Below are 14,173 nucleotides of genomic sequence, written 5' to 3' on the forward strand. Positions count from 1 at the left end.
TGAGGGCGTGCCACGCTTTACGGACGTGAAGACGAGGCGGATATCGCTAGTCAAACCCCGCATGAGGGCGTGCCACGCTTTACGGACGTGAAGACGAGGCGAATATCGCTGGTCAAACCGCGCATGAGGGCGTGCCACATATCAGACCGCGCGGAACCGACTGCAGACATGAACCCCGCTGTTAGAGTGGGGTCCATGTCGATCGAGAACTCCTCACATATCAGCGCTCCGGTGCCCCGGAAGCAACCTACGACCCGTACGTTTCACGGGCGCGAATTCGTTGATAACTACGAATGGATGCGCGATAAGGAATCGGAGGAGCTGCTGGCGCACCTCCAAGCGGAGAACGAGTGGACAAACCACCGCACGGCGCATCTCGATGCCCTGAAGAAGGACATCTTCGAGGAGATCAAAGCACGTGTGCAAGAAACCGACCTGTCGGTCCCCGTGCGATCCGGCCAGTGGTGGTACTTCTCGCGTACTGAAGAGGGTAAGAATTACCCGGTTATGTGCAGGATCCCCGTCCGCGATATCAATGATTGGACCCCGCCGGCTATCGAACCAGGGGTTCCCGCCGAAGATGAACAAGTTTTCCTCGACGCCAACCAATTGGCGGAAGGAAGCAAGTTTTTCAGCTTAGGCGCTGCCAGCGTGACCCTCGACGGCTCTAGGATCGCCTATTCCGTGGACCTCGCTGGTGATGAACGCTTCACTATGCGGTTTAAGGACCTGACGACCGGTGAGCACTGGCCAGAAGAAATCAGCAACATCAGCTACGGCGCCACATGGGTGGGAAACGATACGGTCTACTACCAGCGGGTTGATGAGGCCTGGCGCCCGCACGAAATCTGGAAGCACACGCTGGGCACTCCGGTAGAAGACGATGAGTTGATTTTTCGTGAGGAAGACGAGCGCTACTGGACCGGAGTGGGTACCACCCGATCCGAGCGCTACCTGTTGGTATCCACGAGCTCCAAGGTCACCAGCGAATGCTGGTACCTCGATTTGCAGGACCCTGATGCGCAGCTGACCTGTATTCTGCCACGCGAGGATTCCGTGGAGTATGGAGTTGATCATGCGATCGTCGATGGTCGTGACTACTGGATGGTTGTGCACAACCGCAATGGCGTGAATAGTGAACTGGGCTATCACCCGGTGGGTGTGATCGAGTCCCTCGCGGAAGTATCCCCTCTTGTCCCACACCGCGATGATGCCCGCGTGGAAGGGGTGGAGGTTTTCCGGAACTACCTCGTCCTGGAGTTGCGCGAGGATGCTGTGGAAACCGCTTATCTTATGGACATCCGCCACGGATTCGGTGAGTTTCAGCAGATCAACTTCAATGAGGAATTGGTCAGCACTGTCGTCGGAGGCAATTCGGAGTGGGATAGCCCGGTGTTACGCGTAGTTGTATCCAGCTTCGTGCGTCCTACGCGAGTATTCGAGATGGATCTGGAAACGGGCGAGAAAATCCTGCGAAAGGAGCAAGTGGTCCTACCTGCGCCCGATGGCACTCCGTTCACACCAGGCGACTACGAGGCGCGCCGCATGTGGGTTACGGCACGCGATGGGGAACAGGTGCCGGTATCGCTGATCTACCGTTCCGGCTTGGATCTCGATCGTCCGAACCCCGTGCTGCTCTACGGTTACGGATCCTACGAAATCTCCCGTGATCCAGCGTTCCTCACCGCACGTCTTCCGCTTCTCGACCGGGGTGGCATCTTCGCTATTGCCCATGTGCGTGGCGGCGGTGAGATGGGTCGTTCATGGTACGACAACGGCAAGCAGTTGAAGAAGATGAATACTTTTACGGACTTCATCGACGTTGCTGATCACCTCATCGAGACGGGCTTGACCACCGCGCAGACGATGGTGGCCGAGGGCGGTTCGGCCGGCGGCATGCTCATGGGTGCGATTGCTAACATGGCGCCAGATCGCTTTAGCGGAGTGCAGGCCATTGTGCCCTTTGTGGATCCGCTGACATCCATGCTCATGCCCGAACTGCCCCTGACCGTCACTGAATGGGACGAGTGGGGTGACCCGTACCATGACCCAGAAGTCTATGACTACATGGCTGGTTACGCCCCTTACGAGAATATCGATCCGCACACTGATTACCCGGCGATTTTGGCCGTGACCAGTCTGAACGATACCCGTGTGTTGTATGTCGAACCCGCCAAGTGGGTAGCCAAGCTGCGCGAGGTTGCCGGAGCTGATGCCCTCATGAAGATCGATCTGACCTCCGGCCACGGTGGTGTTTCTGGCCGCTATGAGCAGTGGAAGGAAATCGCTTTCGAGACCGCGTGGGAGCTTGAGCGCATGGGCCTTGCTTAGGAGAAGTTAACGGGTGAAACTAGCCCTCCATTCGGCATCGGATTCGCCCTGGGGTTTCACAAAAAGCTCTCGCTCCCCTGTGAACCTGATAGCTGTCGGGATAGAAAATGGCCAAGCGAAGGGCTGATGGAGTGCAAAGTGGCAAAGGTGATTTTTCCTAAAAAGTAGCCTTGCTGTAACGCCCTCTTTACCTATATCTGCCATGGTTCTAAGGCATGAATGCCTACCGCCAGCCCCGCCTCATGCTCACCGTTAGTTCCATCGGTAGTGACGATGTCATTACCGCCCAGCGGATCTGTGACATGGCACGCGAATACGGTTATCGCGCGGGCTTGGTGGTGACGGTCAACGGACCCAACTGGCGCCTCCGTGAAGACCCGACAGCCCTCGAATTGATCCTGGATTCCGCTGCCCGTCACCACGAAGTCCTTCTGGGTGGTCTGGGCCCCCTGTATCATTCCTCCGGACGAGTCGAAAAAGGAGAGTTCTTCCAGCTTGGCCGCCACGAATCGGCCCTCCGCATCAACGGTGCATGCCGGCAACTCCACCAGTTGGGCATCCATCCGCACGTGTTCGCTCCGTCCCGGTGGGGCGCTTCCGCCGGTGCTATGGAGGCGGCGCGAAATGCGGGCTTCGGCATCGCAGCTGATGCTTACTACGTCTGGGACCTCGCCAAGGACATTGCGCATCCGGTTCGCGTGCTCGCCTTCGGCGAAGGCTTCGGTGCCGCCAAATGGTGGCGTCGCAACTTGTTGCGCACCGTCCAACGCATGGCCCTCAAGGGGCAAGACGTCCGCATCTCCGTGTCCGCGGGCAAAGCCTCAAAGGACTCTGTCTTCAAGGATCTCGAGCGCGCCCTGCACATCCTTCACGCTGCAGGCTACGCAGGCACCACTTATGAATCCTTCGCCCGCCCGCGCGAAAGCACATCTGCTGGCCGTGTGGGCGTCGCCTAAAAAGCTTTTTTATTACCGACGCCCCTCGCCCCATCCGTCGAAGGGGCACCCTAGGTGAACGCCGGATTTGGGTGAGGTGGGTCAATGTTACGATGGTGCAGTAAATTCCACCCTTACAACTGGGAGAAGCGAAATCACCATGGCTCGTGTTGTTGTCAACGTTATGCCGAAACAGGAAATTCTTGATCCTCAGGGGCAGGCAGTGGTCCGCGCCCTGGGCCGCATCGGAATCAGTGGAGTAAACGATGTCCGTCAGGGCAAGCGTTTCGAACTGGATGTGGAGGAAAATGTCAGCGAGGAAGACCTGGAGCGAATCGCTCGGGATCTGCTGGCGAACACCGTGATCGAAGACTACGACGTCGTTGTCGAGACCGAGGATGCGGAGGCTGCCAAGTGAGTGCACGCATTGGCGTGATCACCTTCCCGGGCACCCTCGACGATGTGGATGCCTCCCGTGCGGTGCGACTGGCGGGCGCGGAGGCTGTTGAGTTGTGGCACGCGGACGAGGATCTCAAGAACGTAGACGCCGTGGTTGTTCCCGGTGGTTTTTCCTACGGCGACTACCTGCGCGCTGGGGCAATCGCATCCATCGCTCCGGCGATGCGAGCTGTGGTGGAATCCGCGGGGCGGGGAATGCCGGTGCTGGGTATCTGCAACGGCTTTCAGATCCTGCAGGAAGCAGGGCTTCTGCCAGGCGCTTTGACCCGCAACGAGGGCCTGCACTTTGTTTGCCGCGATATTTATCTCGAGGTGGACAACAAGAACACTCCGTGGACCCAGGGGCTGCCAGACCGCATTCTCGTGCCAACGAAGCACGGTGAAGGCCGCTTCCAGGCTGACGATGAAACCCTCCAGAAGTTGGAGGACGAGGGCCGCGTGGTATTCCGCTACGCCGTGAACCACAACGGATCCCGTAATTCCATCGCCGGCGTGTGCAGCGAAAACGGTCGTGTCGTTGGCCTCATGCCCCACCCAGAACACGCTGTAGAAGAACTCACCGGCCCATCAACTGACGGACTGGGTTTGTTCACGTCCGTTCTGCACACCCTCGTTTCTTAGGAGCCGACGCGAAACATGACTGAGAATAAGATTCACAACGATACCGTCGCTGCGGCACAGGCAAACCCGGATCTCGAGCAGCCCTACGCCGAACTGGGATTGAAAGACGACGAGTACGCACGGATTAAGCAGATCCTCGGCCGCCGGCCCACCGATGCCGAACTGGCGATGTACTCCATCATGTGGTCGGAGCACTGCTCGTATAAGTCCTCCAAGGTGCACCTGCGATACTTCGGTGAGACCACGACGGACGAGATGAAGTCCAAGATGCTCGCGGGCATCGGTGAAAACGCCGGTGTGATCGACATCGGCGATGGCCACGCGGTTACCTTCAAGGTGGAAAGCCACAACCACCCTTCTTACGTGGAGCCCTACCAGGGTGCAGCCACCGGTGTGGGCGGTATCATTCGCGACATTATGGCTATGGGCGCACGTCCAGTTGCCGTCATGGACCAGCTCCGCTTCGGTCCAGCCGATGCCCCGGATACGCAGCGCGTTCTGCCCGGTGTGGTGGCTGGCGTGGGTGGATACGGAAACTCCTTGGGACTGCCCAACTTGGGTGGCGAGACCGTCTTTGACGAGTCCTACGCGGGTAACCCGTTGGTGAACGCACTGGGTGTGGGAACCCTGAAGGTCGATGATCTGAAGCTGGCTTTTGCCTCTGGCACGGATAACCGGGTGATCCTGTTTGGATCCCGCACGGGCCTGGATGGCATCGGCGGTGTGTCCGTTTTGGCGTCGGACACGTTCGAAGAAGGCGCCGAGCGCAAGCTGCCGGCCGTGCAGGTGGGCGATCCATTTGCTGAGAAGGTACTCATCGAGTGCTGCTTGGACCTGTACAACGCCGGCATTGTCGTGGGCATCCAGGACCTGGGTGGCGCGGGCCTGTCGTGTGCTACCTCCGAGCTGGCATCGGCGGGGGATGGTGGTATGCACGTCAACCTCGACAACGTGCACCTGCGTGCCGAGGGCATGACCGCGGCCGAGATCCTCAGCTCCGAATCCCAGGAGCGCATGATGGCGGTCGTCAAACCGGAAAACGTCGATGCTTTCATGGAGATCTGCCGTCGTTGGGACGTGCTGGCCTCCGATATCGGCTACGTCACCGATCAGGACAACCGTCTGACGATCGAGCACCAGGGCGAGATCGTGGTGGACGCACCACCGCACTCCATGGCTGAAGAAGGCCCGGTGTACGAGCGGCCCTATGAGCGCCCTGCCGACCAAGATCAGCTAAATCAAGAACCAAACCTGGAGCGCCCACGCACCGCGATGGAGCTGCGCCAGGTGGTGCTGGATCTGGCAAGTTCCCCGGCTTTATGCTCCCGCGCATTCATCACTGAGCAGTACGACCGCTACGTCCGCGGCAACACCGTGTCCGCCAAGGATGCCGATGCAGGTGTGCTGCGCATTGATGAGGAAACTAACCGCGGTATCGCCGTTGCAACGGATGCTTCCGGCCGTTACACCAAGCTGGATCCTCGCACGGGTGCACAGTTGGCGCTGGCTGAGGCACACCGCAACGTCGCAGCTACCGGCGCCACCCCAGTCGCCGTTTCGAACTGCCTGAATTTCGGCTCCCCGGAGGATCCCGCAGTGATGTGGCAGTTCCGTGAGGCTGTTCGTGGCTTGGCCGACGGCTGCGCCGAGCTGACCACTCCAGTCACCGGTGGCAACGTGTCCTTCTACAACCAGACGGGCACTACCCCTATCTTGCCGACCCCAGTGGTCGCCGTTCTGGGAACTATTGACGACGCCTCCACGCGCATCCCCCAGCAAGTCACTCCACGGGTAGCCGCAGCCCAGGGCACGGACTTTGATCTGGTCTTGGTCGGCAAGAAGACCCAGGATGAACTGGGTGGTTCGATCTGGCAGCAAGTTGCGCACGATAACGCACTAGCCGGCATGCCACCACAGGTCGATTTGGCAGATGAGCAGAAGCTCGCAGAGCTTATGAGCTCCCTGCGTGGCAAGGTTGTTGCCGCTTCGGACTTGTCCGAGGGTGGTTTGTCCCAGGCATTGGTCGAGCTGGCGGTACAATCCGATTTCGGCCTGATTGCTGACCCCACCGCGTTCCTTGAGGCGCCTACCGCGGGTGAAGGGGAGAGCGGCGATAGCGAGCAGATCGCAGCAGATTTGTTCGTGGGACTATTCTCCGAAACCGCATCCCGTATTCTGCTGGTTGTGGAGAGGGATAAGCGCGACGAGGTCGTAGCGGAAGCGGAACGCACTGGCTTGGCTGCGGCTCACATCGGACGCACCGGTACCACGGACGATGCGGACCAAGCTGTGATCGTGTTGGCCAAGGGCGTGGTGGCGTCGGAAGAAAAACCAACTGATGTACCGCAGGCCCTGGTCTACAACCTCGACGAGATTCGCAGTGCCTGGGAAAGCACCCTGCCCGCGCTGTTTAGCCACGCGGCAGGAAACAACTCGGTTATTGAGTAATCCGGTACTCGTCGCGAAGCGGCTTTACTAGCGGCTTGGGCACGAACTCGCTGCGCAGCTCGCGCAAACGCAGCGAGTGCTGCTCGAGCCGCTTATCTTCGTTTGTGACTGGGACGAACTTGCGGGCCGCGAGCGGATTGCCGTCGATGTCCATGGCGATGTAGGTAAACGATGCGTGGATGGCCACGGGCAGGTTGTCCTTGCCGTGGCGGGGGTCGCCAGCGCGCAGGTGCACGATCACGGACATGGAGCGGGCATCCGTGCGGATCAAGCGGGCATCGACCTCAACCAGGTCGCCAATGTGGACCGGGCGGTAGAAGCGGATGCCACCGGCGTACACAGCCACGGTGCGCTCGCCCGACCACTGCATGGTGCAGGCTGTGGCGGCCTCATCAATCCACTCCATGGCCGTACCACCGTGCACGTTGCCACCCCAGTTGACGTCCGTGGGCTTAGCCAAGAAGCGGTTCGTGAGCTGGGGTGCAGTGGAATCCTCGGTGTAGGTCTGTCGCAGCATCTCCTCTTCGATGGCCTTGCGCAGCTGCACGCGCGACAGGGCGGCCTCGGCTACGCGCTTTTCCTCATCCGTTTTCGGCACGTAGTTGGGGACGGCCTTGGCCTTCCGGTTTTCATCCATAGCCACGAAAATCACCAAGCAGTCGCACGCGCGGGTGAAGATACCCTCGCGCGGATCGGCGGAAAACACCTCGTTGACGATGTGCATCGACGATCGGCCGGTGTAGGCGATTCGGCTGCGCACTTCCACCATGTGTCCGGAGGGAATGGGGCGGTTGAAGTGAATGTGGCCCACATAAGCCGTAACGCAGTAGGACTGCGCCCAACCGACGGCACAGGCATAAGCCGCCTTGTCGATCCACTCCAGCACGCGGCCGCCGTGGACGCCCATGGAACCTGCCATCAGCACATCGGTGGGTGCCGCGAGAAACCGTAGGGTGACCTCCGGCGAGCGGTTCGTGGCATCGTCGGTAGTGGAGCTGGTTTCGTGCTCGGCCATAGTGGTCTCGTTCTCCTCTTTCAACGTGGTCGCGCGTATTTTCCCCAATACGTCCAAAATTTTATCCTAACGCCTCGAGTAGCATTGGTGGGCATGAAGCGAACATTGTCTGGTCCCGAACTCTCCGCTGCTGCGCGCACGGCAGTTGCGGAGGTGCTCGATTGGGTGCGCAATCCCCAGGGGATCCCTGCTCCCGGCCGTCAACCCCAAGCAGAGGCGGTCCGGTTGACCACTGCTTTGCTGGCCGACCTTGCACCAGGCAACAGTGTTGAGGTTCGTGTACCTCCTTTCGCCGCCGTCCAATGTGTGGCTGGCCCGGACCATCGTCGCGGTACCCCACCCAATGTGGTGCAGTGTTCGCCGTTGGAATGGTTGCGCCTTGTGGTGGGGGAAGTGGGTTTTTCTCTATCCGACGCCGAGCGCTCCGGGACTCGCGCCGGTGAGATCGAGGAGCACCTTCCGCTGCTGCGGTTTCCTTGAGCGATTCAACGCGAGAGGTCAGCCGCTACCTCTTTGGGAATTGCGCCGGTGGCGGGTAACGTTGGGGAAGTGGCAAACGAACTGAGCCAAAGCAACGGAACCAGCGCCCACACGCGAGGCACCGCATGCGGGCCCTACGACACCCTGGGGGAGACCGAACCTCGCGAGGAATGCGGTGTATTCGGAGTCTGGGCTCCTGGGGAAGACGTATCCAAACTCTCTTACTACGGCCTTTATGCGCTCCAGCACCGCGGGCAAGAAGCCGCAGGTATCGCTGTGGGCAATGGTGATCAGATCGTCGTTTTCAAAGACCTGGGTCTTGTCAGCCAAGTCTTCGACGAGCAATCGCTTGAGTCCCTCAAGGGGCATATCGGCTTGGGGCACACCCGCTATTCGACCGCGGGTGGCGCTAGCTGGGAGAACGCCCAGCCCATGTTCCGGATGGCCCCCAATGGGACCGACGTAGCCTTGGGGCACAACGGCAACCTGGTTAACCACCAAGAGTTGACCTTGGAAGCTGCGCGGTTGGGGTTGGTTGATCCCAAGACTCACCCGTCCGATTCCGATGTCATGTGTGCCCTGCTGGCCGCAGCAGTCCGCGATGATCACAGTGTCGAGGAATCCGCGGTGGAGCTTTTCTCGCGCGTCCGAGGCGCGTTTTGCACTCTGTTTACGGATGGTTCGGCGCTGTATGCCGTGCGCGATCCCCACGGTGTGCGCCCACTGTCGATCGGGCGCCTGCCCAACGGTGGCTGGGTTATCGCCAGTGAAACCGCTGCGCTGGACATCGTGGGTGCGGCCTTTGAGCGGGACGTGGAACCCGGGGAAATGATCGTCGTTGATGAAAACGGTCTGCGTTCCCGGATCATTGCGAAGGCGCAGCCGAAGGGTTGTGTATTCGAATACGTCTATCTGGCCCGCCCCGATTCCGTGATCCGCGGTCAGGTGGTCAATGCCACCCGTGTGGGAATCGGTCGTTCTCTGGCGAAGGAAGCTCCGGCCGAGGGTGATTTGGTGATCCCCGTTCCGGATTCCGGAACCCCAGCCGCGGTGGGTTATGCCCAGGAATCTGGTATTCCGTTCGGCCAGGGCCTGATGAAGAACGCCTATGTGGGTCGTACCTTCATTCAACCTTCGCAGTCCATCCGTCAGTTGGGTATCCGACTAAAGCTCAACCCGCTGCGCTCGGTGATCGAGGGCAAGCGGTTGATCGTGGTGGATGATTCCATTGTCCGCGGAAACACTCAGCGCGCGCTGATCAAGATGCTGCGCGATGCGGGAGCGGCGGAGGTGCATGTGCGCATTGCCTCACCACCAGTGAAGTGGCCGTGCTTTTACGGAATCGACTTCGCCTCTCCGCAGGAGCTCATCGCGAATACGGTGCAGCAGGATGATCCGGTTGCCCGAATCTGCGATGAAATCGGTGCGGATTCCCTCGCCTTCGTGTCGAACGAAGCAATGATCGAGGCATCGGGACAGCCCAAAACGCAGCTGTGTTCCGCATGTTTCGACGGTGTTTACCCGTTGGGCTTGCCCAACGACAACCCAAATTCCGCACTTGTTCGCAGTATGCAGGTGGAACACGGGATGAACCCCTCCGCGTGCGGTACAGCGGACGAATTGGATGAGTTCGTCCGATAACCTAGAGCTGTAGAAACCGGGCCTCACTAGGCATGAGCCCATTCCATTTAACAATCAAGGACTTTCATGACCGATCAGCAGCAGACCAACGGTGCCTCTTACGCCGCCGCCGGCGTCGATATTGAAGCGGGAGACCGCGCCGTCGAGCTTTTCGCCCCTTTGGCTAAGAAAGCTACGCGTCCGGAGGTGCGAGGTGGCCTAGGCGGCTTCGCTGGCCTTTTCGCCCTAGGTGAGTACGAGAAACCGTTGCTGGCGGCTTCCTCGGATGGTGTGGGCACCAAGTTGGCTGTGGCCCAAGCGATGGATAAGCATGACACCATCGGCCGGGACCTGGTGGCTATGTGCGTTGATGACCTCGTGGTCTGTGGAGCGGAGCCATTGTTCCTCCAGGATTACATTGCTATTGGCAAGGTTGTACCAGAGCACGTCGCCAGCATCGTGAAGGGCATCGCGGAGGGCTGCGAAGAAGCTGGATGTGCTCTTCTGGGCGGCGAGACCGCGGAGCACCCCGGCGTGATGAAGCCGGGCGAGTACGACGTGTCCGCGACTTCCGTCGGTGTTGTCGAAGAGGCCAAGGTGCTTGGTCCCGACATGGTTCGTCCCGGCGATGTTGTCATCGCCATGGCATCCTCGGGTCTGCATTCCAACGGCTACTCGTTGGCTCGCCACGTGCTGCTGGAAACGGCAGGTCTGCCACTCGATGGTCATATCGAGGAACTCGGTCGCACGCTGGGCGAAGAAATGCTGGAGCCAACCCGTATTTACGCTAAGACCTGCTTGGATCTGGCAGCTGAGTGCGAGGTGCACACGTTTGCTCACATCACCGGTGGCGGCCTGGCCGCGAACCTGGCCCGCGTTATCCCTGAAGGCCTGGTAGCGGAGTTGGATCGTGCGACGTGGACCCCGGGTCCGATTTTCCAGCTCATTGCTCGTGAGGGCAACGTGGAGCAGTCTGAGATGGAGAAGACCTTCAACATGGGCGTGGGCATGGTCGCTGTGGTCAGTGAGGAAGATGCTGAACGCGCCCTCGCGATGCTGACTGCTCGCCACCTCGACGCATGGAAGCTAGGCGAGGTTTCCGCTAGTGGTGACACTGCATCCGGCGCCGTTTTACGCGGGGAACACCCACGCGCCTAAACGTGTTCCTTGTGCACCCGGGTGGTTTCACACTCGCGGGCCCGTGCTACGACGGGCCCGCGGAGCTTTTCTGTGGGCGCGGAATGCCTACCACTCGGTCACAAAGGTATTGAAGTACAGCAGATGCGCGTCACTGGAACCCAAAACGACTAACCCCACTTCCGTGTTTAGAACTAACAGGCAGTGGGGTTAGTCGTTTTTAATGAAAACTGGTGCTTGCAAGCGTGGGGGGATGAACTCAGCGAGACGAAGAGTGATTGTCTTCGTCGTTCCATTCATCCCATTCGTCGTCGTCATAAGACGAGTAGCGATCATCGTCGTTGGAGGAAGAACCCGAAAGTTCCCTCTGCAGACGCTCCAGATCCATCTCTGGAGTGTTGTACTTCAACTGACGAGCAACCTTGGCTTGCTTAGCCTTGGCACGGCCGCGACCCATGGCCTGACCCCCTTGCGGTGTCCTCGGGCGACTCAGGAGTTCGGCCACCCTGCTTTTACGTTTAAAGTTTCTTCCTGTCCTACACCATAGCGGGTGCGCAAATATTTTTCCGCAAAGGGGTGCCCTCAACACGTGCATCCCCTAGGTGTGGTCGAGGTGGTTCAGGGTGCTGACGTGCGATTTTCCGTAAAATCTAGCTCGTCGAGAAAAATGAAAAATTTCAATTCAACGGAACTTATAAGTGGGTGACAACCTACAACAGGTTTCAAGTAGTTCGTCTCTTTCTCGCGCTGTCTTGTCAGGGGTCTTCGGCGTTTTCTCGCTTGCTGGTCCTATGTCTGAGGCCTGTTGCGCAGCTGGTTGATTGCTGCTCGCCCCGGTCGCACCGTGTCATCGCTGACCAGGTCGGCTGGGTCGATCGCCGCGTCTACACCGTCGGCTTGCAGAGCCGGGACTTTTTCTGGGGTCGACGCCAGCTTCTCCACAACCCCGCGCTTGACCAGAGCCAAAGCGATGGGCCCTAAATCACCGTCATGAGCACTGCTACCTACGCGGCCGATGGACGATTTACCGGCGGTGAGCTCGGATCCGACCGCAGGCAGTCGGTTGGCGGAACCGTCGAGATGAAGCAACACGATAACCCGCGGTGGCTTACCCAGGTTTTGCACGCGCGAGACGGTCTCCTGGCCCCGATAGCAACCCTTGTTGAGGTGTACGGCGTGGGCGCTGGGGCCGTCGGTCACCGTACCGAGCGTGGTGGCCTCGGCAGACCGCGGGCCCGTGAAGAACATGGCTTCGTGGGGGATGGTTCGCTCGTCGGTATCGATGCCTACCTCAGGGATGCGAGCGGCGATGCGAAGAGCGTCGTAGGCCATGTGTCCGGTAGGGGCTGCAACCTTAGAGAGCACATCCCAGGCAGTAGCAATGTCCTCGCGGGGAACCCAAATGTCCAAGGCTCCCATTCCACCGGACGAATCCGGAACTCCGACAGCGCGGAGGCTGCGAGCGCGCCACGAATGGGCGCCGGGGAGGGTCGTTATAGCGTCAATAAGAGCAGCCAGAGGGGCTTCGGAACCTAGGCCAGCCTCGCTCGGAGATGCGAGAGAGGAATGAAGCTCATTGGAAGCGGAGTCCGTATTCAGGCTGCCCGCGGCGTCGACAAAAGGAAGAAGGTGCCCTACGACAGTCAGCTGGGCCAGAGGCAGGACCTCGACCTCGACCTTGGCCCAGAAAATCATCTTGGTCAGGTAGTCCGCCAAGCTGTCAGCGTGTGCGGCAGGGCAGTCCAGCAGTAGACCTTCGGGCAGGGCTGCGATGCCGAACTGATGGGTAACGCGGCCCTGGAGGTCAAGGAGCAGCCCATAAGTGGCTGCGCCGGGATCGATGGCATTGACCTTCTGGGAAATGAGGTCGTTGAGCCACGTTCGGGCCTCCTCGCCCTTTACGAGAATGGCAGTGCGGTCCCAACGATCGACGAGACCCAGCGAGCGGGAGAGGCGTTGCTGCTCAACAAGCGGGTCACCGTAGTGGGCTGCGGTGGGCGTGGTCGCATCGTCGACCACGTTGGCCGCGCCCGGAACGTGGGAAACCAGTGGGCTAACGGAATGTTCCAACACATCTTCCATGGTAGGCACAAACCTCATTCGGAGTTCGCCTGGGGGTGTGTTGCGACGGTGGCGTGGGTTTGCCGATATAGGCTTGAGGGCATCGGAGCGCCAATGAAGTGATGCCGTTCATGTTGCTGGAGAATCGGGAAGAGCCACAGATGACTAGTCGGGATTCGCACCAAAACACCGTGGTTGTGAGTGTTTTGCGAAGTGGAATGGATACCTCTTTGGAACCAGAAGTGGTAGATCCAGGATCACCCTTAATCTACGCCGATGACTTGGCTGCGGTGCGCGGTGATGGGGTGTTTGAAACACTAATGCTGCGTGATGGACAGGTTCGCAAATTGGAAAGGCACTCTCGCCGATTTCGCAATAGCGCCATGATGCTCAATTTGCCCGAACCCGATATTGACCAATGGCATCGGGCGACCGAACTGGCAGCTCACTCGTTCGCAGAGACAGTGGGCGCACCTGAAGCCGCGCTGCGGTGGGTCTATTCGCGAGGCCGCGAGTCCACCGGTCAACCCACCGGATGGATTACGGTGGCTCCCATCAGCCCGGAAGTTGTGCGGGCCCGTGAGGAGGGGGTGGATGTGATGACGGCTGAGCGAGGGTTCCGCATTGACCTCTCACAGCGCTCACCGTGGGCGCTAGTGGGGGCGAAGACGTTGAGTTACGCGGCGAACATGGCCGCGTTGCGCTCCGCTAAGGAGCGGGGTTATTCGGACGTCATCTTCATCTCCGACGAGGGCCACGTTTTGGAAGGGCCGACCTCCTCGGTGATCGTGGTTAAGGGGAAGACATTGCTGACGCCGCCTACCCACGCCGGCATTTTGCCCGGCACCACCCAGGCTGCGTTGTTTCAGATCGCGGAAGCGGCCGGGTGGGAAACTGCCCAGCAAACCCTGACAGTGCAGGATTTGCTGGACAGCGATGGGGTGTTGCTGGTCAGTTCCGTGCGCGCATATGCGCGGGTGAAGTCCATTGACGGTCACCCCATTGGCGAAACCGATAATGCCACTGAGATCCAAGCCATGGCTTGGCAGGCAGTGACCAGCTAACT

At 59.8% G+C, this 14,173-nt stretch carries 13 protein-coding genes; 9 read left to right on the forward strand and 4 right to left on the reverse strand.

Translation table 11 applies throughout. The features are described from left to right. Window positions 1–50: 50 nt before the first annotated feature. Window positions 51–197 (reverse strand): hypothetical protein, encoded by a 147-nt coding sequence (locus CAURIC_RS02215; RefSeq protein ID WP_172644059.1) that lies wholly within the window; start codon window positions 195–197, stop codon window positions 51–53. Between CAURIC_RS02215 and CAURIC_RS02220 the strand changes: the two genes are divergently transcribed. The 5 genes from CAURIC_RS02220 (at window position 196) to purL (ending at window position 6,794) form a co-directional block, all read left to right on the forward strand. Next, window positions 196–2,331 carry a S9 family peptidase gene (locus CAURIC_RS02220; protein ID WP_035114447.1) on the forward strand — a complete coding sequence of 712 codons (2,136 nt, stop codon included), beginning with the start codon at window positions 196–198 and terminating at the stop codon, window positions 2,329–2,331. The genes CAURIC_RS02215 and CAURIC_RS02220 overlap by 2 nt on opposite strands. A gap of 215 nt (window positions 2,332–2,546) precedes the next feature. After that, on the forward strand, window positions 2,547–3,287 hold the full coding sequence (locus tag CAURIC_RS02225) for a polysaccharide deacetylase family protein (RefSeq protein ID WP_035114444.1): 741 nt from the start codon (window positions 2,547–2,549) through the stop codon (window positions 3,285–3,287). Between the two features lie 139 nt (window positions 3,288–3,426). Next, window positions 3,427–3,684: a phosphoribosylformylglycinamidine synthase subunit PurS gene (gene purS, locus CAURIC_RS02230; RefSeq protein WP_035114441.1), complete on the forward strand. Its 258-nt coding sequence runs from the start codon at window positions 3,427–3,429 to the stop codon at window positions 3,682–3,684. Beyond that, complete coding sequence (gene purQ, locus CAURIC_RS02235) at window positions 3,681–4,346, forward strand: phosphoribosylformylglycinamidine synthase subunit PurQ (protein WP_035114439.1); 666 nt, start codon at window positions 3,681–3,683, stop codon at window positions 4,344–4,346. The genes purS and purQ overlap by 4 nt, the downstream gene beginning before the upstream one ends. A gap of 15 nt (window positions 4,347–4,361) precedes the next feature. Next, the gene (purL, locus tag CAURIC_RS02240) at window positions 4,362–6,794 is read left to right on the forward strand and encodes a phosphoribosylformylglycinamidine synthase subunit PurL (protein ID WP_035114436.1); all 2,433 of its coding nucleotides are present in this window, start codon (window positions 4,362–4,364) and stop codon (window positions 6,792–6,794) included. Here purL and CAURIC_RS02245 read toward each other — a convergent pair. Next, the gene (locus CAURIC_RS02245) at window positions 6,784–7,809 is read right to left on the reverse strand and encodes an acyl-CoA thioesterase (RefSeq protein ID WP_052095029.1); all 1,026 of its coding nucleotides are present in this window, start codon (window positions 7,807–7,809) and stop codon (window positions 6,784–6,786) included. The two genes, purL and CAURIC_RS02245, sit on opposite strands and share 11 nt — an antisense overlap. Before the next feature lie 93 nt (window positions 7,810–7,902). Between CAURIC_RS02245 and CAURIC_RS02250 the strand changes: the two genes are divergently transcribed. The 3 genes from CAURIC_RS02250 to purM all read left to right on the forward strand — a co-directional run bounded on the left by CAURIC_RS02250 (window position 7,903) and on the right by purM (window position 11,067). After that, on the forward strand, window positions 7,903–8,289 hold the full coding sequence (locus CAURIC_RS02250; RefSeq protein WP_052095028.1) for a sterol carrier family protein: 387 nt from the start codon (window positions 7,903–7,905) through the stop codon (window positions 8,287–8,289). Window positions 8,290–8,328: 39 nt separating this feature from the next. Continuing rightward, window positions 8,329–9,930, forward strand: coding sequence for an amidophosphoribosyltransferase (purF, locus tag CAURIC_RS02255; RefSeq protein ID WP_412766413.1), 1,602 nt, complete (start codon window positions 8,329–8,331; stop codon window positions 9,928–9,930). A 66-nt stretch (window positions 9,931–9,996) separates the two neighbouring features. Then, window positions 9,997–11,067 (forward strand): phosphoribosylformylglycinamidine cyclo-ligase, encoded by a 1,071-nt coding sequence (gene purM, locus CAURIC_RS02260; protein ID WP_290183198.1) that lies wholly within the window; start codon window positions 9,997–9,999, stop codon window positions 11,065–11,067. 238 nt (window positions 11,068–11,305) lie between these two features. Here purM and CAURIC_RS02265 read toward each other — a convergent pair whose 3' ends face one another. Beyond that, on the reverse strand, window positions 11,306–11,503 hold the full coding sequence (locus CAURIC_RS02265) for a DUF3073 domain-containing protein (RefSeq protein WP_035114430.1): 198 nt from the start codon (window positions 11,501–11,503) through the stop codon (window positions 11,306–11,308). A gap of 332 nt (window positions 11,504–11,835) precedes the next feature. Further along, entirely contained in the window at window positions 11,836–13,128 is a 1,293-nt protein-coding gene (gene ygfZ, locus CAURIC_RS02270) for a CAF17-like 4Fe-4S cluster assembly/insertion protein YgfZ (RefSeq protein WP_290183200.1), read from the reverse strand. A gap of 197 nt (window positions 13,129–13,325) precedes the next feature. Here ygfZ and CAURIC_RS02275 point away from each other — a divergent pair, with 197 nt between their 5' ends. Next, window positions 13,326–14,171 (forward strand): aminodeoxychorismate lyase, encoded by an 846-nt coding sequence (locus CAURIC_RS02275; RefSeq protein ID WP_290183411.1) that lies wholly within the window; start codon window positions 13,326–13,328, stop codon window positions 14,169–14,171. Window positions 14,172–14,173 lie beyond the last annotated feature (2 nt).

Origin of the sequence: Corynebacterium auriscanis (genome assembly GCF_030408435.1) — a bacterium.
GTDB lineage: Bacteria > Actinomycetota > Actinomycetes > Mycobacteriales > Mycobacteriaceae > Corynebacterium > Corynebacterium auriscanis.